Genomic DNA, 21,231 nt, shown 5'->3' with positions numbered 1-21,231 from the left:
ATCCTCTGGTTATTGATGTTTGCATCCTGCCTTGTGAATCTTCACAACGTGGTAGCCGTGAACGCCAACCTGTTGACCGGAAGCGCCAATCAGCATGACTGAACCGACCTCCCTCGCCAGCTGGACCCGCGCCCTGCGCAAGCAACTCGATGCCCTGGGCCTCGACAGCACAGCCCTGTGCCACCAGGCCGGGCTCGACCCGCAACTGATGGACGACCCGAACGCCCGTTATCCGTTGTCCGCCACCACGCGCCTGTGGGAAATCGCCGTGCAGGTCAGCGGCGACCCGGCGATTGGCCTGCGCGTTTCGCGCTTCGTCAGCCCCACGACGTTTCATGCGCTGGGTTATGCGCTGGTGGCCAGCGGCAGTTTGCGCGAAGTGTTCGAACGCATCGTGCGTTATCACCAAGTGGTCAGCGATGCCCTGGAACTGGAACTCACTCGCGCCGAGGATCGCTACCACTTCCGCCTGAAAATACCCCAGGGCACCCCGGCCCCGGCCTTCGAAGCCATTGACGCCTTCACTGCGATTTATGTGCGCACCTGCCGCAATCGCCTGGGCCGTGACTACGCCCCGCTGGCGGTGTACCTGCGTCGCCCGGAACCTGAGGACTCACATCAATGGCACAAAGTCTTCCGCTCGCCGGTGTATTTCTCTGCCGATGAAGACCGGCTGGAATTTGCCTTGGTCGACTTCGACAGCCATCTGGACGACGCCAACCCGGAACTGGCGGAACACAACGAAACCGTGCTCAAACGCACCCTGGCGCAGCTCAAGCCACTGACCTGGGAACGCAAGGTTCGCGATGCCATTGAAGAGCAATTGCCCGAAGGCGAACCCAGTGCCGAGCACATCGCCAAGGCGCTGCACCTGAGCTTGCGCAGCCTGCAGCGGCATCTGGCGGATGAAGGTTATCGGTTCGATACGCTGCTCAACGAGAGCCGCGAAAACCTCGCGCTGCTGCACCTGCGCGATCCGCAATGCTCGTTGAGTGAGATCAGTTATTTGTTGGGGTTTGCCGATACCAGCAGTTTCAGTCGAGCGTTCAAGCGCTGGACCGGGATGACGCCGGGGCAGTTTCGGGATGGGTTGCGGTGATAGATCCGAGAGATCTATTGCCTGATCTGGCCCCTTCGCGGGCAAGCCTCGCTCCTACGGGTTAATGTCGCGCTCACGACTGGCGAGATCCTGTAGGAGCGAGGCTTGCCCGCGAAGGCGATAGAGCAGACACCCAAAAAACCTCAGCGCCCCTGCCCCCGCCGCAACAACTTGCGCACCCGCGCCACCAGTTCACTCACGACAAACGGCTTGAGCAGGTAGTCATCCTCATGCAGCTCCAACCCACGCAAGCGATCCTCGATTCCGTCTTTGGTGGTGAGAAAAAGCACCGGTGTTTCACCGAGCTTGCGGATCTGTTGCAGCAACTGCCAGCCATTGAGCCCCGGCAGCATGACGTCGAGAATGATCAGCTCATATTCGCCCGACTCGATAAAGCGCCGGCCGTCCATGCCATTGACGGCTACATCCACCGCATAACTCGCTTCGCTCAGGCCATCGGCCAGGCGTTTGGCGATCTCGGGTTCGTCTTCCACTAACAGCACACGCATGGCACACCTCGATTGTCGTGGTCACAGGCTAAGCGCCTTAGACCCGGATGCCCATTACAATTTTTCTTCTCGACCTGTCGTGCGTCCTGAAACCACCACAAATCAACTGTAGGAGCGAGCTTGCTCGCGATTGGGCTGTCCAAGGCATTGATGTCAGCTGACACACCGCTATCGCGAGCAAGCTCGCTCCTACAGGGATTTTTTCAACAAGTCAGATTGTGGCCAGCGCCCGCAATCGCTCGGCATCGAGGATTTCGATCTCGCCGTAACCCAGATTCAATATCCCCTGCCCCTGCAAATCCTTGAGGATCTGATTGGTGGTCTGGCGCGACAGTGACAGCATTGAAGCAAGCTGTTCCTGCGGCAGTTGCAACACGCGACGAGGTTCTTCGAGTTCGCCATAACCTTCGGCGATCATCAGCAAGCGATGCGCCAGCCGTGCCGGGGCCGGCATCAGGCTCAGTTGTTCGAGATTGATGAAGGTCATGCGCAGCTTCTGGCTCATCAGTAACGCCAAATGTCGCCAATGCGCCGGCTGTTCATTCAACAATGCCAGCAACACGGTTTGCGGGATGTGCAGCAGCGTGCATTGGCCCAGGCCGAACGCATCGTGGGTGCGTGGCAGGCTATCGAACAGGCAGATTTCGCCGAACCAGTGCGGCGGCTCCACCAGGCTCAGCAACGCCTCTTTGCCCTGCTCGCTCACGGCGCCGATACGCACCGCGCCTTCGAGCACCGCGTACAAACCACACGGCGGATCGCCGCGCTGGAACAATCGCTGGCCCGGCCCCAAGCGCCGCACCCTGGCGGCGGCCAGCAGACTATCCTGTAAGGAAACAGGCAGATGGCTAAACCATTGGCCGCGCATCAGACGCGGACGCCAAACCTGCATATCCATGAAAACTCCTAAAGATTGTCGCCTGGCTGACAGAGCGAGAAGTGGCCCCCGAGGCATGATCGATCACCCTACAGGAGGAATAACAATGAAAAGCCTCGTTGACCATCTCAGTCAATACGCCGCGTATCACCGTGACCCGCGCAACATCGCTACGCATTTCATCGGGATTCCGCTGATTGTGGTGGCGGTGGCCGTATTGCTGTCGCGGCCAGAATGGTCGCTGGGTGGAGCCTGGATTTCACCGGCGGTAATCGCTTCACTCGCTTCGGCATGGTTTTACCTGCGTCTGGAATTGCGCCTGGGTGTGTTGATGACGGTATTGCTCGGGTTATGTGTGTGGGCAGGGCATGTGCTGGCGCAGCAAAGCACGCTGGTGTGGTTGAGCAGCGGCGTGGCGATGTTTGTGGTGGGCTGGGCGATTCAGTTTGTCGGGCATCACTACGAAGGGCGCAAGCCGGCGTTCGTCGATGACGTGACAGGCTTGATTGTCGGGCCGTTGTTTGTGGTGGCTGAGCTGGCGTTTTTGGTCGGCATGCGGCATGAACTGAAAGAGCAGATCGAGGCGCGGGCGGGGGGGGTGCGGGTCAATCCGAATCGCGCAGCAGCGTAGATCGCCTTCGCGGGCAAGCCTCGCTCCTACAAGGGATCTGTGTCATTCACAAATCCCTTGTAGGAGCGAGGCTTGCCCGCGAAGCTTTTGCTTTAGATGTTGGCGAGTTTCTGCCAGACCTTGGGCTTGAAGAACAACGTCTCGCCCTTCGCCAAGCCGATCAGGCTGTCGTGGTCCTTCACCACTTCGGCTTCGATCAAATCAGTCTGCCCTTCGACCTTCAACGTCACCCGGGTCGTCGCGCCCAGCGGACGGATGTCCCGCACTTCGGCCGCATGGTGGTCCTCCAGTTCATGCCGCGACAGCGACACTTCGTGCGGACGGAACAGCACATGTTTGTCCTCGCCCAGATGCAGACGGTTCGAATCGCCGAGGAAGTGATACACGAAATCGCTGGCCGGGTTTTCGTAGACATCGCCCGGTGAGCCGATCTGCTCGATCACGCCCTTGTTCATCACCACGATGCGGTCGGCCACTTCCATTGCTTCTTCCTGGTCGTGGGTCACGAATACCGACGTCAGGTTGATGTCTTCGTGCAGGCGTGCCAACCAGCGACGCAACTCCTTGCGGACCTTGGCGTCGAGGGCACCGAACGGCTCGTCGAGCAGCAAGACTTTTGGCTCCACCGCCAATGCACGGGCCAGGGCAATACGCTGACGCTGACCACCGGAGAGTTGCTCCGGGTAGCGATCCGACAGCCAATCCAGTTGCACCATGTTCAGCAGTTCGTGGACTTTCACCGCGATCTGGCTTTCGCTCGGGCGCTGGTTTTTCGGCTTCATGCGCAGGCCGAACGCGACGTTGTCGAACACCGTCATGTGACGGAACAAGGCGTAGTGCTGGAACACGAAACCGACGTTGCGATCACGCACGTCATGGCCGGACACGTCTTCACCATGGAACACGATGTTGCCCTGGTCCGGGGTCTCCAGGCCGGCAATGATCCGCAGCAGCGTGGTTTTGCCACAGCCGGACGGGCCGAGCAAGGCCACCAGCTCGCCGCTTTGAATATCCAGGCTGATGTTGTTCAGCGCCTTGAACGCATTGAAATTCTTGCTGACGTTACGCACTTCGATCGACATGAATTATTCCTCCGCGGCGCTGGCGCGCAGGCGGTTAATACGGTTTTCGCTCCACTGCTTGAGCAGCAGGATGAAGAGCGCCAGGATCAGCAACAGGCTCGCCACGGCGAACGCGGCCACGTGGTTGTATTCGTTGTAGAGGATCTCGACGTGCAGCGGCAGGGTGTTGGTCACCCCGCGAATGTGCCCGGATACCACCGACACCGCACCGAACTCACCCATGGCCCGCGCGGTACACAACACCACGCCGTAGATCAGGCCCCATTTGATATTGGGTACGGTGACGTGCCAGAACATTTGCCAGCCATTGGCCCCGAGCAGACGCGCGGCCTCTTCTTCCTGGGTGCCTTGCTCTTGCATCAGCGGGATCAACTCGCGCGCCACGAACGGCACCGTGACGAAAATCGTCGCCAACACGATGCCCGGCAAGGCGAAGACGATCTGGATGTCATGGTCCTGCAACCACGGGCCAAAAATGCCCTGGGCGCCGAACATCAGCACATACACCAGACCAGCGATTACCGGCGATACCGAGAACGGCAAGTCGATCAGCGTGACCAGCATGCTCTTGCCGCGGAACGAGTATTTACTCACGCACCACGCGGCGCTGACGCCGAACACCAGGTTCAGCGGCACCGAAATCAGCACGGCGATTACCGTGAGTTTCAGGGCGGATAAAGCGTCCGGTTCAAAGATCGCGGTGAAGAACGCACCCAAGCCGTTTTTCAAGCCTTGGGACACGACGATAAACAGCGGCAAGACCAAAAACAGTGTGAAGACCAGCCAACACAGGCCGATCAGGATCCGTCGCGACGTAGCACTGCCACGGCGCGCGGCATTGGCCGAGGAGGCCGCTGCAATAGACGATTGGGACATGATTCGCGCCTCCTTATGGGGTTTCGATGCGCCGCTGCAACAAGTTGATCAGCAGCAACAGGACGAAGGAAACCACCAGCATCAGTACACCAATGGAGGTAGCGCCGGTGTAATCGTACTGGTCGAGTTTGACCATGATCAGCAGCGGAAGAATCTCGGTTTTCATTGGCATGTTGCCGGCGATGAAAATCACCGAACCGTACTCGCCGACCCCACGGGCAAAGGCCAAAGCGAAACCGGTCAGCCACGCAGGAAGTAGCGCCGGCACCAGAATATGGCGGAAAACCTGCAATGGTTTGGCACCCAGGCACGCCGCTGCTTCTTCGACTTCACGAGGAATATCAGCCAATACCGGCTGTACGGTACGTACTACGAATGGAAGGGTCACAAAAGTCAGGGCAAGCGTGATGCCCAGAGGGGTATAGGCGATCTTGAAACCCATGTCCGCTGCAAACTGACCGACCAAACCGGTGGGGGTGTACAACGCGGTGAGCGCGATACCCGCCACGGCGGTGGGCAATGCGAACGGCAAGTCGATCATTGCATCGATGATTTTCCGTCCCGGGAAGGTATAGCGCACCAGCACCCAGGCGAGCAGCGTGCCGATGATGCCATTGATGACTGCGGCATACAGCGCGGTGCCGAAGCTCAACTTCAACGCCGCCAGCACCCGTGGTGCCGAGATGATTGCCCAGAACTGATCCCAGGTGAGTTGAGAGGCGTGCACGAACATCGCCGCCAGTGGTATGAGCACAATCAGGCTGAGGTACACCAAGGTGTAGCCCAGCGTCAGCCCGAAGCCGGGTATGACGGGGGAGATACGACGCGACATAAAAGTCCTTGGTTGAGAACGCACGAAGCCCCGAACGTAAATCCGGGGCTCGTTGATGGCTATTTAAGATTACTGCGCCTGGTAGATCTGGTCGAACACGCCACCATCATTGAAGAATTTCGGCTGTGCGGTTTTCCACCCACCGAAGTCCTTGTCGATGCTCACCAGCTCCAGTTTCGGGAACTGATTGGCGTACTTGGCGGCCACGTCCTTATCACGTGGACGATAGAAGTTTTTCGCCGCGATTTCCTGGCCGGCCGGGCTGTACAAGTGCTTGAGGTAGGCTTCGGCGATCTGCTCGTTGCCCTTTTTCTCGGCGTTCTTGTCGACTACGGCCACCGGCGGTTCGGCGAGGATCGACAGCGAAGGCACGACGATATCGAACTTGTCAGCGCCGCCATCTTCTTTCAGAGCCAGGAAAGCTTCGTTTTCCCAGGCCAGCAACACATCACCCTGACCGTTGTTAACGAAGGTAATGGTCGAACCGCGAGCGCCGGTATCCAGCACTGGCACGTGCTTGAACAGCGTTTGTACGTATTCTTTGGCCTTGGCTTCGTTGCCACCATTGGCTTTCAGGCCGTAGGCCCAGGCGGCGAGGAAGTTCCAGCGTGCACCGCCGGAGGTTTTCGGGTTTGGCGTGATCACCGATACGTCGTTCTTGACCAAGTCGCCCCAATCCTTGATGCCTTTAGGGTTGCCCTTGCGCACCAGGAACACGATGGTCGAGGTGTAAGGCGTGCTCGCTTCCGGCAGACGCGTCTGCCAATCGGCTGGCAGGGTTTTGCCCAGCTTGGCGATTTCGTCGATGTCACCGGCCAGGGCCAGGGTCACGACGTCGGCGCGCAGGCCATCGATCACCGCCCGGCCTTGCTTGCCCGAACCGCCATGGGATTGCTGGATTTTCACGGTGTCGCCGGCGTGGTCCTTCTGCCAGAACTTGACGAATTCGGCGTTGTAATCTTGGTACAGCTCACGAGTCGGGTCGTACGACACGTTGAGTAACTCGTAATCCTTGGCAACCGCAGAACCAGCAAAAAGGGCACTGGCCAGGGCGGCCAAAGCGAAATGACGAATCGACGACATGGTGAAAGCTCCTGGAATTCTTGGTGTGATGGCTTTTTTTTATGATCTGGAATCGGGTTGCCTGCTTAAAGATCGCAGCCTTCGGCATCTGCTGCATTTGAAACGCTTTCCCCTGTGAGCTGCCGCAGGCTGCGATCTTTTGATCCTCGGCTTCAGCCCGGCTTGTTACCCGGCTGCTGCAAGCGGAATTTTTCTTTGCGCTCGATCTGAACCACCTGGGCGTTGTGGACGGTGATTTCCACGGCACCGAACCGCAGATCGCGCAACGCGCTCTGGATCTCACGCAGGATGGTTGCTTCGTCCTGGCCGTCAACGCTACGTAGGGATGCGCTCATGGTGCTGCTCCTTCGACTGAGAGGTTGCCTGGCAGTGGCGGCACTGCTTGCGGCGTGAGACCAATAGTAGAGAGGCGCGGATATTCTTAAAAAGACTATTTAAGAATGTTTATATAACCAGAAGACATTATTTGATGGAGTAAGGGTTTGCGGCGTGGTTGGGGGTTTTAAGATCAAAAGATCGCAGCCTTCGGCAGCTCCTACAGGTGATCGCGTCGTCAAGGAGCTGCCGAAGGCTGCGGTCTTTCAGCTTTTAGCGAATGATCGGAGCATGCACCCAATCCAGCTGCAACGCCGGCACCGGCCGCCCGAACCAGTACCCCTGCCCTTGATGGCTGCCGTGTTCGAGCAAAAAAGCTGCCTGCTCCACCGTTTCGATGCCTTCAGCCTGCACCTGCATCCCCATGCTCTGCGCCAGGGCGATGATTACCCGAACGATGGCCGCGTCATCCTCGTCCCATGGCAGTCCGGCGACAAAACCCTGATCAATCTTGAGCTTCTGCACCGGCAGCCGCTTGAGCCTCAGTAGCGACGAGTAACCGGTGCCGAAATCGTCAATGGCCAGCCGCACACCCAATTCACGCAGCCGGTGCATTTGCTCCAGCGCGACTTCCGGGTCTTCCATCACCGCGCTTTCGGTGACTTCCAGCTCCAGATAAACCGGCTCCAGCCCAGTTTCACGCAGCACCTGTGCCACCTGCTGATACAACTCGCGGCGAGCAAACAAACGCGATGACACATTCACCGCGACAAACGACAACACCACGCCAGCCTGCTGCCATTGGCACATCTGCTGACACGCCTGCTGCATTACCCAGGCGTCGATTTCTGCGATCAGCCCGGTCCGCTCGGCCACAGGAATGAACTCTGCCGGCGACACCAAACCGCGCTTCGGATGCTCCCAGCGCACCAGCGCCTCGACACCGATCAAGCGGCTGGTTTGCAGGTCGTGAACCGGTTGGTAATAAACCCGGAACTGCTGCTGATCCAGCGCACGACGCAATTCGAATGCAATCTCGACCCGTTGTTGAGCATGGGCTGTCAACTCTTCGGTGTAGAGCGCGTAATCATTGCGGCCGGTGCTCTTGGCCTTGAACAGCGCAGAGTCAGCATTGCGCAACAACTGTTCCGTGCTCAGGGCATCGCTGGGAAAGAGGCTGATACCAATGCTGGCATTGATAAGCAGCTGATGACCGTCGATAAAAAACGGCTCTTTGAGGCCATCGATAATCCTCTGGGCCAGCGCTGCCGCCTGCACCAACTGCGGGCAGCTTTCAGCCAGCACCGCAAACTCATCGCCACCCAGGCGCGCCAGCGTGATGCCCGGACCGAACATGGCTTTCAAGCGCTCAGATACAGCTTTGAGCAGTTGGTCTCCGATGGTGTGCCCGAGGCTGTCGTTGATTATCTTGAAGTGATCAAGATCGATCAGCAGCAGCGCGCAGCCACGCTTGTGGATCTGCGCCGAAGCCAGGGCCTGCTCGGCGCGATCGGTGAACAGCAAGCGATTGGGCAAGTCGGTCAGCGGATCGTGGTGCGCCAGGCGCATCAATTCGTGCTCGGTGTTTTTAATTGCGCTGATATCGGAAAACACCGCCACGTAATGGCTAAGCTGCCCGTGGTCGTCGCGAATGATGCGAATGGTCTGCCACTGTGGATAGATTTCGCCGCTTTTGCGACGGTTCCAGATTTCGCCACTCCACTCGCCGCTACTGTCGAGCGTGGCGAACATCGCCTGATAAAAATCTGGAAGATGACGGCCGGACTTGAACAGACTGGGCCGCTGACCCAGCACCTCTTCACTTTGATAGCCGGTGATCTGCATGAACGCCCGGTTCACATGAACGATCAAGCCTTCGCGATTGGTGACCAGCACGCCTTCACGGGTGCAATCGAACACGGCGGCAGCCTGGCGCAGGCGCTCACGATCTTCACTGCGCTCGCGCAGTTTTGCGCCAATTCCGAGGCAGCGGAGTAATCGCGTGCGGGCAACAAAGATCAACCCGGCACTCAACATCACCCAGACATAACCGTTGATCAGTTGCCATCGCAATAGCTCAGCCGAGCTATCGAAGATACTGTTCAATAAATAGCCACTCATCTGCAGCCAAAGTACAGAAAGCAACAGATAAAGCAGCGCTGCGCGCAAGGCGTCGCGATAGCTGGCAGACATAAGGCGGTCCATGTCCCTATAAAAATATTGGGATTATAGGTTAATGACACATCCAGCCACTCTTATCTGAAAGGGCGACTGGTTTTCTCTGTGCGCTTAGTGATAATGCAACGGCTGTTTTTTTCTTTATCGAGGGCCCTATAGCCTATGTGGTACGAAGGTTTTCTCGGCTTGTCGCCCTGGTCACTGGTGGCAGTCACCCTGCTGATGACCCACGTGACGATCGTCGGCGTCACGGTCTATCTGCATCGTTACTCAGCCCATCGCTCGCTTGAGTTGAATGCTGGCCTGAAACACTTTTTCCGTTTCTGGCTGTGGCTGACCACGGCGCAGAACACCCGCGAGTGGACCGCTATCCACCGCAAGCATCACGCCAAATGCGAAACCGTCGATGACCCGCACAGCCCGGTCATCAAGGGCTTGTCCACCGTCCTGCGCAAAGGCGCCGAGCTGTACCGCGCCGAAGCGGAAAACCCCGAGACCTTGCGCATCTACGGCAAAAACTGCCCCGAAGACTGGATCGAACGCAACCTCTACAGCCGTTACCCGCTGCTGGGTGTGGCAATCATGGGGGTCATCGACTTGCTGCTGTTCGGCACCATCGGCATCACCATCTGGGCCATCCAGATGATGTGGATCCCGGTGTGGGCTGCCGGCGTGGTCAATGGCCTGGGCCATGCCATCGGCTACCGCAACTTCGAATGCCGCGACGCGGCGACCAATCTGGTGCCTTGGGGCATCCTGATCGGCGGTGAAGAACTGCATAACAACCATCACACCTACCCTAACTCGGCAAAACTGTCGGTGAAGAAGTGGGAATTTGATCTGGGCTGGGCCTGGATTCAAGTGTTCAGCTTCCTGCGCCTGGCCAAGGTTCAGCGTGTTGCACCGATTGCCCATCGCGTCGAAGGCAAGGGCAACCTGGACATGGACACCGCCATGGCGATCCTCAACAACCGCTTCCAGATCATGGCCCAGTACCGCAAATTGGTGATTGGCCCACTGGTCAAGCAAGAGCTGGAAAAAGTCGATCACTCGGTCCGCCACCAGTTCCACCGCGCCAAGCGTTTGCTCTCGCGGGAAACCAGCCTGCTGGATGACAAACACCATGTGCGCATCCAGAACATGCTCGAGCATAGCCAGGCGCTGAAGGTAATTTACGAGAAACGCCTGGCTTTGCAGCAGATCTGGGTCAAGACCAGCTCAAATGGTCACGACATGCTGGCCGCCATCAAGGACTGGGTACATGAAGCCGAAGCTAGCGGGATTCAATCCCTGCGTGAATTCGCCGATCAGTTGAAAACCTACTCCCTGCGCCCAACCGCCGCCTGACAGGGCCTTACCTGTGACGGTGCGTTTTAACTAAAAAGCGCACCGTCAATACCGCCCGGCGGGAGCCAGCACCCTCGCCACAAAAAGCGGGAACTTCGCTCCAAATCCCTCCTCTCAAAGACACTTCGCCACCCCGGCGGGCTTCGTTATGGCCGCTTTCGAACCTCAAGCGGCGCACGCCCTTTGAGATTTCGCCAATGGTCCATAGAAACCAGCAAGACTCATCCCCTTCGCAGTGGCCTGAGGCCGCTCAAACCCTTCTGGCGCTGATGCACGCCCAAGGCGAAGTAGCGCGTCTGAGCGAACGTGAACAGCTGTTCAGCACCCTTCTGGTGAGCGTCAACGCGGTACTTTGGGCATTCAACTGGGAAACCCGTCAGGTGCTGTACGTCAGCCCTGCCTATGAACGGATTTTCGGGCGCCCCGCCGACCTGTTGCTGTCCGACTACAACGAGTGGCGCGACAGCATTTACCCTGATGACCTGGAATATGCCGAGCGCAGCCTGGCAGACGTGCTGGTCAAAGGTGCCGTAGAAGACCGCGAGTATCGGATCATCGACGGCGATGGGCAGATACGCTGGCTCAGCGACAAATGCTTTATCAATCGTCAGACCGAGCCCGGGCAGCCGGTGATCATCGTCGGCATCGCTGAAGACATCACCGACAAGAAGCAAATGGAAACCGAGTTGCAACGCCTGGCCACCACCGACGCCCTGACCCAGAGCAGCAACCGCCGACATTTCTTCGAAGGCGCCCGCGAGGAATTCGAAACGGCCAGGCAACTGGGGACGCCGCTGTCGTTCCTGATGCTGGACATCGATGACTTCAAAGTGATCAACGATACCTATGGCCACCAGGAGGGCGACAACGTGCTGCAACACATCGCCGAAAGCGGTCGCGCGGCTTTACGTCGCGGCGATCTGTTCGGGCGGATCGGCGGTGAGGAATTCGCAGCCGTGCTCCCTGGCTGCCCACCGGACATGGCGCTGCAAGTGGCCGAGCGTTTGCAACGGGAGATTCAGCGCTTGAGCTTCAGCCATGGCGAGCAAACGTTCGGCATCACCGTCAGCCAAGGGCTGACCAGCCTCACCGCCGGGGACGAAAACGTGGAAAGCCTGTTTGCCCGCGCTGATGCAGCGATGTATCAAGCCAAGCGCGAGGGCAAGAACCGCATCATCTCTGGATGACAGCCTCAACACAAAACCCTGTAGGAGCGAGCTTGCTCGCGAAGGTGTGTCAGTCGACATCAACTTTGACTGGCAGACCTTCGCGAGCAAGCTCGCTCCTACAGGGGGTTTGCATGAAGTCTTACTTTTTGCGCATCCGCATCAACTCCGGCAGCCCGATCTTGAGCAAACGCGCCGTGCGACTCTTCGCCAGTTCCTCGATGCCATCATGCTCGGTCAACCGCGCCATCTGAGCGGCCATGTTCATCACCAGCGCCTCGCGGGAATAAACCCCGCCACCGAGCTGGTAGACCGCCGCAATCAGCTCTCGCAGCTCCAGCGGCAGGCGCCAGCGGGTGCGCAGGGCTGAACCGTACGCCGCGCCGAACTGAGCCAGCGCCTCGCCTACCGCTTCCTGCTCATCCAGCTCGCCACCGGCCTGCTTCCACTCCTGCAAACAGCGCAGCAGCGCCAGGTCGCCGAGGCAATGCAGCATGCCGGCGCAGTAGCAGCGCGCCTGATCGAGATCGAGCAAACGCGCCAGCGTTCGTGCGTATTCGGCGGTGTGCAGCGACAAGTCCCAATAACGCTCGGCGTAGTCCGACAGGTACGGATCACTGAGGCGCGCACTGCGCTTGAGAGCAAGCCCCAGAATCAGGTTCATGCTTTGCCCGGTGCCCAGCCTGTGCAGCGCCTGGGACACGGTTTGCACCGCCGCGCCATTGTGGTGGGCCGCACTGTTGGCGGCGGCGATCAGCACGGCAGTCACCTGCGGATCAATACGGATTTCGTCTTCCAGCGCGGTCAAATCGAGACCGTCAGGGTTGAGGCTACGCTTGACCGCCAACTGCACGTCGGTCATCAGTGGCGCACCTTCCGCCAGCTCACGACGACGCTCCAGGTACACCGACAACGTCATGCCCGGTGCCAGCGTCGGCACCTCGCACGACACTTCTTCGCCAGCGGCCAGCAGCAAATCCTGCAGACGGTGGGTCAGGCTTTCCATGTTCAGAGGTTTGGTCAAATACGCTGCGGGTGCGAGCGGCAGGGCTTCGCGCACACTTGCACTGTCACTGCGGCTACTCATCAAAATGAACGGCAGCGGCGGATTGCGTTTGCGTTGGCGGACGCTGCGCAACACATTCAGGCCATCGACGCCGGGCAATTCCCAGTCGACGATCACCAGGTCATAAGGGTTGGCTGCCAGCAGCTCAAGCGCCTGTTGTCCGTCGGCACACAGGTCCAGACGCGCGTCGCAGCGTACGTTCAACAGCACCTCCTTGAGCATGTCGCGAGACCATGGGTCGGCCTCGGCGATCAGGACTCTTGGGACGGCGGGTAAATTGACGACAGTCATACAGCTCTCCCTGGCAATAGCTGAACCTTAGCGAATGCTGCTCAATCGTTACAGCGCTATCGCGTGGGATGCGTTTGCGCAGGCGTAAAAAAACCCGCCGAAGCGGGTTTTTTGTCGATCAGGTCACACTCAGAGCTCAGAGAAGCACTCTTCGATGATCGCCAGGCCTTTGTCCAGTTGCTCGTCCGGCGAAGTCAGCGGTACCAGCACGCGCAGAACGTTGCCGTAGGTGCCGCAAGACAGCAGGATCAGACCCTTGTCGCGAGCCTTGGCTACAACCGATGCCACTGCAGCAGCGTTCGGCTTGTGGCTGTCGCCGTTTTCGAACAGCTCGACCGCGATCATCGCGCCCAAGGCACGGACTTCACCGATTACCGGGTACTTGGCCTGGATGGCCTTCAGGCCCGTTACCAGACGCTCGCCAACCGACTTGCAGCGATCCAGCAGGTGCTCTTCTTCGAACACTTCCATCACGGCCAGGGCCGCGGCGCAAGCAATCGGGCTACCCGCGTAGGTGCCGCCCAGGCCGCCTGGAGCAATGGCGTCCATGTAATCGGCTTTACCGCAAACGCCGGCCAACGGGAAGCCGCCAGCGATGGATTTGGCGAAGGTGGTCAGGTCGGCAGCAACGCCCATCTGTTCCATGGCGAAGAACGTACCGGTACGGCCAGCGCCAGTCTGTACTTCGTCAGCGATCAGCAGGATGCCGTGCTGGTCGCACAGTGCACGCAGACGCTTCATGAATTCTTTCGGAGCGACGTAGAAACCACCTTCGCCCTGAACCGGCTCGATGATGATGGCAGCGATGTCACGCGGCTCGGCGTCGTTCTTGAAGATACGCTCGATGCTGGCGATCGAATCGTCGATGCTCACACCGTGCAGCTCGTTCGGGTACAGCGCGCGGAATACGCCGCCTGGCATCAGGCCCATGCCGGCCGAGTAAGGCACGACTTTACCGGTCAGGCCCAGCGTCATCATGGTGCGACCGTGGTATGCGCCGGTGAATGCAATCACGCCAGCACGGCCAGTGGCGGCACGAGCGATTTTCACGGCGTTTTCTACGGCTTCGGAACCGGTGGTGACCAGCAGGGTTTTCTTCTCGAAATCACCTGGGACCTTGGCGTTGATTTTTTCGCACACTTCTACGTACGGCTCGTAGGCCAGAACCTGGAAGCAAGTGTGGGTCAGCTTGTTCAACTGCTCGGTCACGGCGGCGATGATTTTCGGGTGCACGTGGCCGGTGTTCAGCACGGCGATACCGCCAGCGAAGTCGATGAACTCACGACCTTCAACGTCGGTCACGGTAGCGTTCTTCGCGGACTCGGCGAAAATCGGGTGAATCTGGCCAACACCACGTGGAACAGCAGCGGTACGGCGGGCCATCAAAGAAGCGTTAGTCTTGCTCATACATTCCTCATTCGCCGCTCATCGGGCGGCGTGGTTCAAGGATTAAGCGGCGGGGAGGCAACTGCGACAGCATGCGATGATCGACTGTCACAGCGCTCCCGGCCACCGAGAAAATTCCGGTTGAAACACACAAGGGGACAGCGCTCTCGTGCCCCTTGCGTTTGAAGCAATGCCTTGCCGGGCTTATTAGATGCCCAGGCAGAGGTATTTGATTTCCAGGTAGTCTTCGATGCCGTACTTGGAGCCTTCACGGCCCAGGCCCGACGCCTTGATGCCGCCGAATGGAGCGACTTCGTTCGAGATCAACCCGGTGTTGACGCCGACCATACCGTATTCCAGGGCTTCCGCCACACGGAATACACGACCCAGGTCGCGAGCATAGAAGTAGGAAGCCAGACCGAATTCGGTGTCGTTGGACATCGCGATCACGTCGGCTTCGTCTTTGAAGCGGAACAGTGGGGCCAGAGGACCGAAAGTTTCTTCCTTGGCCACGGCAGCGTTGTTCGGCACGTTGGTCAGGATGGTCGGCTCGAAGAAGTTGCCTTCCATCGACTTGCCGCCGGACAACACGGTGGCGCCTTTGGAAACGGCGTCAGCGATGTGCTCTTGAACCTTGGCTACGGCTTTTTCGTCGATCAGCGGACCAGTGGTGGTGCCGTCTTCCAGACCGTTGCCGATCTTGAGTTTGGCCACGGCCACTTTCAGCTTCTCGGCGAACGCGTCGTAGACCGAATCCTGAATGTACAGACGGTTGGCGCAGACGCAGGTCTGGCCGTTGTTGCGGTATTTGGAAATGATCGCGCCTTCGACGGCCTTATCCAGGTCCGCGTCGTCGAACACGATGAACGGCGCGTTGCCGCCCAGTTCCAGGGACACTTTTTTGATGTCCTTGGCGCATTCCGACATCAGTTGACGACCGATTTCGGTCGAACCGGTGAAGGACAGCTTGCGCACGATCGGGTTGCTGGTCAGCTCGGAGCCGATGTCGCCAGCGCTGCCGGAAACAACGCTGAACACACCGGCAGGAATGCCAGCACGTTGAGCCAGCTCAGCCAAAGCGAACGCCGAGAAGGGCGTTTGCGAAGCAGGCTTGAGCACCATGGTGCAACCGGCTGCCAGGGCCGGGCCGGCTTTACGGGTGATCATCGCAGCCGGGAAGTTCCACGGGGTGATTGCAGCGGTCACGCCGATAGGCTGCTTGATCACGATCAGGCGCTTGTCTGGCTGGTGGCCCGGAATCACGTCACCGTAGATGCGCTTGGCTTCTTCGGCGAACCACTCGATAAAGGAAGCGGCATAAACGATTTCGCCCTTGGCTTCGGCCAATGGCTTGCCTTGTTCCATGGTCATCAGGCGAGCCAGGTCATCCTGGTTCTCGATGATCAGTTCGAACCAGCGACGCAGCTTGTTGGCGCGGTCCTTGGCGGTCAGTGCACGCCAGGCCGGCAGCGCTTTGTCAGCGGCTTCGATTGCACGGCGGGTTTCGGCAGCGCCCATTTTCGGCACAGTACCCAGAATTTCGCCCGTTGCCGGGTTGTTGACCTTGATCGTCTGACCATTGTCCGCATCAACCCAAGCGCCATCAATGAAGGCTTGTTGGCGGAACAACTGGGTGTCTTTAAGCTGCATGTCGGCTTTCCTTAACAGCACCGCGCACGCGCGGGGCAAATTATGATTGTAGAAAGGCGCCTCAAAAGGCTGCCGTCAGGGAAATCATTCACCGGGCTGAAGCACAAAATAGCGCACGGATTGGACTCGCGCGGTTCAGCACCCAGACAAGAGCGTTTGAAATCTCAAACGAATCCTAGGTTCAAAGGGGTTAAAGGACAATAGGGCGTTCGAAAAAAAGAACGAAAACGTCTTTTTTGCTGCATTTTTCTGATCAACGTAGCAAACACAGGTTACGCTTTGGAAAACCGCATGCGATTCAGCAGCATGGACGCCTGCAATGCATATGAGTATCATGGCGCCCGCATTGCACCAGTAGCTCAGCTGGATAGAGTACTGCCCTCCGAAGGCAGGGGTCGTGGGTTCGAATCCCGCCTGGTGCACCATCTTCTAGTTTCTGCCCGTTTCAAACTGCTTGAAACCGCGTGAAATTGCCTCAATCAAACGCCCCGACATGTTCGGGGCGTTTGCTTTTGTACGCGAAGCATATTCGGACAAGGCTTCAGGCCATCACCGACGCCATGCGCACGTTAGCCACGCCCTTCAGTTAATAGACTTTTCCCATCAAGACCTCCCTGCCGGGGATCCTCTGAGTCCAACTCTTCCCTTGAGGGCCTGCCGTAAGGTACGGCAACCGAAATAATGGGAGCTGCTATTCGCTACGTCGGTACCAAGCACCTGCTACTGATACAAGAATTGTAGGACTATTCCTATTTTCCGTTGAGGTATTGAATATAGTTATTTAGTGCGTAACCTTGTCGCGGCCTCCATAGAGGCCTTTTTAAGCGAGCTTACAGGGCACTTACCGATATATTTCGTTAAGCACATTCAACGAATCAGCTACCTGCATGAATTAATGTAAAACCAATTCAGAACTGAACAGCCTCACGGCTTTCTCATTACGGCATCTTGTCGTCTTTAATAATGTGTGCCACAGGTAAAACGTGTCGATTTATATTGACCGAGCAGGCTCGGCATTATTTTCAGGCTACAACCAAGTTAAAATTGACCCCGTTGGCACGTCCTATTAAGGGTTGATTTTGTTTTGAAGAATTTTAATACATATCCCGACGCCATGCCCCGCGCACAACTCAATAATCTCAAGCTGGATAACATCGATGACATGGCGCCCTTCTTTCTATCCTGCATTTAACCTGACTGACCAGAAGCGCATGATAAACAGAATACTCGGAAGGGAACATCGGCATCCCCATCAGAAAATAAAGCCGGTTTTATTTGTCATTGCATTTTTTTTGCTGCTGCCAGTTTTTTTTCAGCTATCAAATGGCATCTTCACAGATGCATCATTTTACTTCAGCAGCGGCGGAATACTTAGCATATTGCCAATACCATTCTCAATTATCATGTGCGGTATCGGGATTGTGTATTTGGGTGAACTTACAAAAGCACGCTTAACCATAACGATATTGCTTTTGACTTGCCTAAGCGTGTTACTGACCACTGTACTGCTTGGCATGGATTTCAAAAGTATAGAAAATTCAAAACTCATATTGTTGGCGCAATACATCCTGCCGATGTGTGCTCTGGTTCTTGGGCAGCAGTATGGGTCCAGGCCCGGTGCCATAACGATTATGGCAAAAGCCTTTACTCTAATTCTGTTATTCACCGTTCCTGCCCAGCTAATGACGACGTGGGCACACGGTATGAATATCCTCTCACCCTCCCTCTTTCTATTTAGTGCCTATCAACATTTGCAATACATCCCGGTCATCTTTGCTGGAGCGTTTTTAGTCGCTATTTTTACGTTATGGGAATTTCCTACCTACCGCTTGCTATTATCGGCCTTGGCCGGATTGATGGGCGCTTATATCTCACTGTCTCACTCGATACTTGCTATTGGGCTTCTAACTTTTGGGTTGGTATGTTTTTCTGGACGTACTATTTTACTGCGTAAAAACCGCCTTCATGCCTCCGTCACCACGATGCTCGCGGTTTTCATACTGATTGTTTCCGCCTCCTCAAATGACTCGAAACTTTCCAAAGAAAAGCTTGGTGTTGACACTCCTTCAACAGCGCAAATGAACGAGTCTGACACCACAGATACAATCGACAATGCAGTACTTCAAATCCCATTGGATACCCACCTGGAAATACCCAATATTGTTAACAAGCCAGAGGAGGAAGTACTTCAGACCCCGCGAAATCTCACTGAGCGCGCCACGTATCTAAAGTTTTATATTAATGAAATTTTTCAGACCCCAAACTCTATTTTACTTGGCCACCATGAACCACCGGACAGAAACGTCTATCCGAGCGCGCACAATTACTATCTGGATTTCATTTATAATTTCGGGGTGCTGGCGATAGTTCCGCTGCTGGGGCTCGCCACATTTACTATCTACTCAGTTATTCGCAATTTTCCAAGAGTTTTTTCTTCATCAAAAATTGTTGGGATAGTAGGTGTTGTCTTGTTCCTGGTGTTCGTAGACAACATGTTTAAAGTAGGTATGCGCCAGCCGTACCCAGGCATCATGACTTTCTACTTGTGGGGAGTGTTGCTGGCACTTTTGCTGAAATTGAAGAAACGACGGTTATAGATGGTCTCTTTCAATGTACAGAAGTTCGCTTGTGGCAGCGAGGCCCGAGCCTGCACCAGACCTTCGGGAAGTCCCAGGCCGCATACCAGTCCACTGATTGCTGAATCAGTTCGAGTACGGTTTGCGCATTCTTCTTGCGCTCCCGCGGTGGGAGATGTCCAGGTGCGGGGCGCAGTAGCGCAATGGGTATTTGGCTGTTTGCTCTCGCGCTCTCGACCAGGCTGTAATGCTGAGCGCTGGCACGCGATATCCTTCGAGCAGGCGCGACACAACCTCCTGCGCCCGCCTGTTCGAATAGTCAAAAAGCAATCCAGCCCGAAAAATGCTTTCGGGGCATGGATAGCTGAAGGTGATGAGCCTCACGGTCGATTAAGGGCGGGCGGTCGGAGGCCAAATATGACCGAAAACCTCGTAGTTAGGCGACGTCGGCGGTAGTTCCAAGCCCTTAAAAAACGCATTGCCTTGAGTGACATGGGCACCAGTGCGTTTGGCGTGTAAAGCAAACTCATTGAAAAGCGGCATAGTCTCGCCCGCAATTTCCAGTTTGGTGGAAGAGTCCGCCGGCCCCCAATAAGAAAACTGATAGAAAAGTCGAGTGGGTTGTCGCTCGTCTACTTCAATTGCGAACGCGGGCACATTTCCAATCCGAGCCTCGCTTAAACAGTCAGCTGCGCGCTGACACGCTTCAGGTGTGGAGAAAAAAGCGTGCCCATCGTTCGTCATGCACTGTTCTACTCGTACCGGTTGCAGGCCAATACGTTGCAAAAACCCTAATGGATTAATTTGTCTGTAGCAAAAAAATGCATCCTGGCTAACATTTTTTTGCGTAAATGCGTTAAGCAAGAGAACGCGTTGGCTACCCGAATTTTTGTCTAGCAGTATTCCTAAAATACGATCTAGAAAAGAAAACACCGCGCGCGCACTATCGTCGATGTCGTCAGCGCTCTTCCAATCGTGGTGCTGAAAGTGTGCAATCAGGTTCAAAAATATGAAACAAACACTAGGATCATGCTTTTTCCTGAATTTGAGAAACAATCGAGTCGAAAGCAACTCAAATGCTCCGAAAAGAAAACACGTATTAAGTTTGGCCCCACGCACTTGACGAAGAACGAACAACAAGTCTTTCCACAAAGTGCTAATTGGCAATTGCCTAAACGTCGCTACCAATGTCGTGAGTGCTGCTTTTGCAGCCTTAGCCCACGAAAGATCCATATAGTTTTTTGAGTAGTAAACCGGCAATGCAAAGAAACCTGCAACACTGTCTGGAAATGGCCGCTCCGTAAAATTCCAAGGGTCTGTCGTGAAAAAAAGATTTTCAGGAGCACTATTTCGCCTAGCGTTCATTACTCCCCAAACCCCAGTACTAACGCCGTCTTCTCCCAGACGTTCCCAAATTTGAGGATGTCTGAGCTTATCGACATCACCCAGTCGAATCACATTGTGGGTCGACGAGGGTTGCTCAGTATGAATGGAAACCCACTGACACCAGGGATCCAGTCCATTGTGCTCTTGATCATGGTCAGCCTGCGTTTCGCAGTGCCGCCAACTTAGAACCGTTTTAATGTTTTCCAAACCAAAACGCTTAGCTGCTTGTTGCAGTAGCACTTCGTTGAATTCATTGAGCTCAATGACTAGTGTGCGCTCCACAGTATTCATATCAAGTCCTTAAGATATCCCGTTTCGGGCGATTGAGTTTAGAGAAATTCCCGCCATTATTAACGCTGATGATGCAACGTTGACCCAATCAAATTTTTCCGAGAAAAACAACGCGCTGGCTATTGGAACCAATAAGAATGTAATGGACATCATCGGATAGGCTTGGGATAGAGGGACATGCTTCAATACGTATATCCAAACCAAGGAGGACACTCCGTAAACGGAAAATGCCAACACTAGCCAGGAAAAAGTACGGACGCTAAACAAGGAGCCTGTTTCGTTCAGAGATACGCTTGCTACCTTCATAAGCACTTGGCCCACCGCAACTGCAACGGCGCAACCGAGGCAAATTAGAATATTGGTTTGATTCATGTTTGTATGTGGCCGCCAAATAATGGTAATTTTTTAAAAGTTAAAGCATTGCTGCCCTTAGCGTTGGATAGAGCTTCCAGCATTGAAAGCAGGCTTATACGTTACTTACAATACATGGAGTATTTTGCTTACTCCTCCAACTCCCGAATACTCCATTACTGAATCGGATATATTTTTTATAAAATATGGACCTGGATTTTTGTTGAAAACTATATCAG

Annotated in this window: 18 protein-coding genes and 1 tRNA gene; 6 read left to right on the top strand and 13 right to left on the bottom strand. The window is 56.1% G+C overall.

Annotated elements, in window-relative coordinates:
- Positions 1-94: 94 nt before the first annotated feature.
- Positions 95-1,099 carry an AraC family transcriptional regulator gene (locus KUF73_RS27035; protein ID WP_218441030.1) on the top strand — a complete coding sequence of 335 codons (1,005 nt, stop codon included), beginning with the start codon at positions 95-97 and terminating at the stop codon, positions 1,097-1,099.
- Positions 1,100-1,242: 143 nt separating this feature from the next.
- Here the strand turns inward: KUF73_RS27035 and KUF73_RS27030 are convergent, their stop codons facing one another.
- Both KUF73_RS27030 and KUF73_RS27025 read right to left on the bottom strand, forming a co-directional pair.
- On the bottom strand, positions 1,243-1,608 hold the full coding sequence (locus KUF73_RS27030; RefSeq protein WP_218441029.1) for a response regulator: 366 nt from the start codon (positions 1,606-1,608) through the stop codon (positions 1,243-1,245).
- Positions 1,609-1,819: 211 nt separating this feature from the next.
- Positions 1,820-2,506, bottom strand: coding sequence for a Crp/Fnr family transcriptional regulator (locus KUF73_RS27025; RefSeq protein WP_218441028.1), 687 nt, complete (start codon positions 2,504-2,506; stop codon positions 1,820-1,822).
- Positions 2,507-2,591: 85 nt separating this feature from the next.
- Here KUF73_RS27025 and KUF73_RS27020 point away from each other — a divergent pair, with 85 nt between their 5' ends.
- Positions 2,592-3,116 (top strand): DUF962 domain-containing protein, encoded by a 525-nt coding sequence (locus tag KUF73_RS27020; protein WP_218441027.1) that lies wholly within the window; start codon positions 2,592-2,594, stop codon positions 3,114-3,116.
- A gap of 92 nt (positions 3,117-3,208) precedes the next feature.
- Here the strand turns inward: KUF73_RS27020 and KUF73_RS27015 are convergent, their stop codons facing one another.
- The 6 genes from KUF73_RS27015 to dibA form a co-directional block, all read right to left on the bottom strand.
- Entirely contained in the window at positions 3,209-4,198 is a 990-nt protein-coding gene (locus KUF73_RS27015) for a sulfate/molybdate ABC transporter ATP-binding protein (RefSeq protein ID WP_218441026.1), read from the bottom strand.
- Positions 4,199-4,201: 3 nt separating this feature from the next.
- A complete protein-coding gene (cysW, locus tag KUF73_RS27010; protein WP_218441025.1) occupies positions 4,202-5,074 on the bottom strand; it encodes a sulfate ABC transporter permease subunit CysW in 873 nt (290 codons plus the stop codon).
- A 13-nt stretch (positions 5,075-5,087) separates the two neighbouring features.
- Entirely contained in the window at positions 5,088-5,906 is an 819-nt protein-coding gene (gene cysT, locus KUF73_RS27005; RefSeq protein ID WP_218441024.1) for a sulfate ABC transporter permease subunit CysT, read from the bottom strand.
- A 69-nt stretch (positions 5,907-5,975) separates the two neighbouring features.
- Positions 5,976-6,989, bottom strand: coding sequence for a sulfate ABC transporter substrate-binding protein (locus KUF73_RS27000; RefSeq protein WP_218441023.1), 1,014 nt, complete (start codon positions 6,987-6,989; stop codon positions 5,976-5,978).
- 152 nt (positions 6,990-7,141) lie between these two features.
- On the bottom strand, positions 7,142-7,324 hold the full coding sequence (oscA, locus tag KUF73_RS26995; RefSeq protein ID WP_007975618.1) for a sulfur starvation response protein OscA: 183 nt from the start codon (positions 7,322-7,324) through the stop codon (positions 7,142-7,144).
- 253 nt (positions 7,325-7,577) lie between these two features.
- Entirely contained in the window at positions 7,578-9,497 is a 1,920-nt protein-coding gene (gene dibA, locus KUF73_RS26990) for a phosphodiesterase DibA (protein WP_218441022.1), read from the bottom strand.
- Between the two features lie 147 nt (positions 9,498-9,644).
- Between dibA and desA the strand changes: the two genes are divergently transcribed.
- Both desA and KUF73_RS26980 read left to right on the top strand, forming a co-directional pair.
- A complete protein-coding gene (desA, locus tag KUF73_RS26985; protein WP_218441021.1) occupies positions 9,645-10,829 on the top strand; it encodes a delta-9 fatty acid desaturase DesA in 1,185 nt (394 codons plus the stop codon).
- Between the two features lie 197 nt (positions 10,830-11,026).
- On the top strand, positions 11,027-12,016 hold the full coding sequence (locus tag KUF73_RS26980) for a sensor domain-containing diguanylate cyclase (RefSeq protein WP_218441020.1): 990 nt from the start codon (positions 11,027-11,029) through the stop codon (positions 12,014-12,016).
- Positions 12,017-12,137: 121 nt separating this feature from the next.
- On the opposite strand, the gene KUF73_RS26975 is transcribed toward KUF73_RS26980, so the two are convergent.
- The 3 genes from KUF73_RS26975 to gabD all read right to left on the bottom strand — a co-directional run bounded on the left by KUF73_RS26975 (position 12,138) and on the right by gabD (position 16,388).
- Positions 12,138-13,352 (bottom strand): HDOD domain-containing protein, encoded by a 1,215-nt coding sequence (locus KUF73_RS26975; protein WP_218441019.1) that lies wholly within the window; start codon positions 13,350-13,352, stop codon positions 12,138-12,140.
- A 129-nt stretch (positions 13,353-13,481) separates the two neighbouring features.
- On the bottom strand, positions 13,482-14,759 hold the full coding sequence (gene gabT, locus KUF73_RS26970; RefSeq protein WP_218441018.1) for a 4-aminobutyrate--2-oxoglutarate transaminase: 1,278 nt from the start codon (positions 14,757-14,759) through the stop codon (positions 13,482-13,484).
- Between the two features lie 186 nt (positions 14,760-14,945).
- Complete coding sequence (gene gabD / locus KUF73_RS26965; protein ID WP_218441017.1) at positions 14,946-16,388, bottom strand: NADP-dependent succinate-semialdehyde dehydrogenase; 1,443 nt, start codon at positions 16,386-16,388, stop codon at positions 14,946-14,948.
- Positions 16,389-16,736: 348 nt separating this feature from the next.
- Between gabD and KUF73_RS26960 the strand changes: the two genes are divergently transcribed.
- Positions 16,737-16,813 (top strand) — tRNA-Arg (locus KUF73_RS26960).
- A 732-nt stretch (positions 16,814-17,545) separates the two neighbouring features.
- Complete coding sequence (locus KUF73_RS26955; RefSeq protein ID WP_218441016.1) at positions 17,546-18,985, top strand: hypothetical protein; 1,440 nt, start codon at positions 17,546-17,548, stop codon at positions 18,983-18,985.
- A gap of 369 nt (positions 18,986-19,354) precedes the next feature.
- Here KUF73_RS26955 and KUF73_RS26950 read toward each other — a convergent pair whose 3' ends face one another.
- Together KUF73_RS26950 and KUF73_RS31880 are read right to left on the bottom strand one after the other, a co-directional pair.
- Complete coding sequence (locus KUF73_RS26950) at positions 19,355-20,641, bottom strand: hypothetical protein (protein WP_218441015.1); 1,287 nt, start codon at positions 20,639-20,641, stop codon at positions 19,355-19,357.
- 9 nt (positions 20,642-20,650) lie between these two features.
- Entirely contained in the window at positions 20,651-20,947 is a 297-nt protein-coding gene (locus KUF73_RS31880; protein WP_371135566.1) for an EamA family transporter, read from the bottom strand.
- Between the last annotated feature and the right edge of the window lie 284 nt (positions 20,948-21,231).

Origin of the sequence: Pseudomonas sp. PD9R (genome assembly GCF_019200975.1) — a bacterium.
GTDB lineage: Bacteria > Pseudomonadota > Gammaproteobacteria > Pseudomonadales > Pseudomonadaceae > Aquipseudomonas.
This window is presented reverse-complemented; position numbering and strand designations above follow the sequence as displayed.

Excerpts from the sequence above, each read along its gene's own strand:
- KUF73_RS27035 (WP_218441030.1), top strand. The coding sequence starts at position 95 with ATGACTGAACCGACCTCCCTCGCCAGCTGGACCCGCGCCCTGCGCAAG.
- KUF73_RS27030 (WP_218441029.1), bottom strand. The coding sequence starts at position 1,608 with ATGCGTGTGCTGTTAGTGGAAGACGAACCCGAGATCGCCAAACGCCTG.
- KUF73_RS27025 (WP_218441028.1), bottom strand. The coding sequence starts at position 2,506 with ATGGATATGCAGGTTTGGCGTCCGCGTCTGATGCGCGGCCAATGGTTT.
- KUF73_RS27020 (WP_218441027.1), top strand. The coding sequence starts at position 2,592 with ATGAAAAGCCTCGTTGACCATCTCAGTCAATACGCCGCGTATCACCGT.
- KUF73_RS27015 (WP_218441026.1), bottom strand. The coding sequence starts at position 4,198 with ATGTCGATCGAAGTGCGTAACGTCAGCAAGAATTTCAATGCGTTCAAG.
- cysW (WP_218441025.1), bottom strand. The coding sequence starts at position 5,074 with ATGTCCCAATCGTCTATTGCAGCGGCCTCCTCGGCCAATGCCGCGCGC.
- cysT (WP_218441024.1), bottom strand. The coding sequence starts at position 5,906 with ATGTCGCGTCGTATCTCCCCCGTCATACCCGGCTTCGGGCTGACGCTG.
- KUF73_RS27000 (WP_218441023.1), bottom strand. The coding sequence starts at position 6,989 with ATGTCGTCGATTCGTCATTTCGCTTTGGCCGCCCTGGCCAGTGCCCTT.
- oscA (WP_007975618.1), bottom strand. The coding sequence starts at position 7,324 with ATGAGCGCATCCCTACGTAGCGTTGACGGCCAGGACGAAGCAACCATC.
- dibA (WP_218441022.1), bottom strand. The coding sequence starts at position 9,497 with ATGTCTGCCAGCTATCGCGACGCCTTGCGCGCAGCGCTGCTTTATCTG.
- desA (WP_218441021.1), top strand. The coding sequence starts at position 9,645 with ATGTGGTACGAAGGTTTTCTCGGCTTGTCGCCCTGGTCACTGGTGGCA.
- KUF73_RS26980 (WP_218441020.1), top strand. The coding sequence starts at position 11,027 with ATGGTCCATAGAAACCAGCAAGACTCATCCCCTTCGCAGTGGCCTGAG.
- KUF73_RS26975 (WP_218441019.1), bottom strand. The coding sequence starts at position 13,352 with ATGACTGTCGTCAATTTACCCGCCGTCCCAAGAGTCCTGATCGCCGAG.
- gabT (WP_218441018.1), bottom strand. The coding sequence starts at position 14,759 with ATGAGCAAGACTAACGCTTCTTTGATGGCCCGCCGTACCGCTGCTGTT.
- gabD (WP_218441017.1), bottom strand. The coding sequence starts at position 16,388 with ATGCAGCTTAAAGACACCCAGTTGTTCCGCCAACAAGCCTTCATTGAT.
- KUF73_RS26955 (WP_218441016.1), top strand. The coding sequence starts at position 17,546 with ATGACATGGCGCCCTTCTTTCTATCCTGCATTTAACCTGACTGACCAG.
- KUF73_RS26950 (WP_218441015.1), bottom strand. The coding sequence starts at position 20,641 with ATGAATACTGTGGAGCGCACACTAGTCATTGAGCTCAATGAATTCAAC.
- KUF73_RS31880 (WP_371135566.1), bottom strand. The coding sequence starts at position 20,947 with ATGAAGGTAGCAAGCGTATCTCTGAACGAAACAGGCTCCTTGTTTAGC.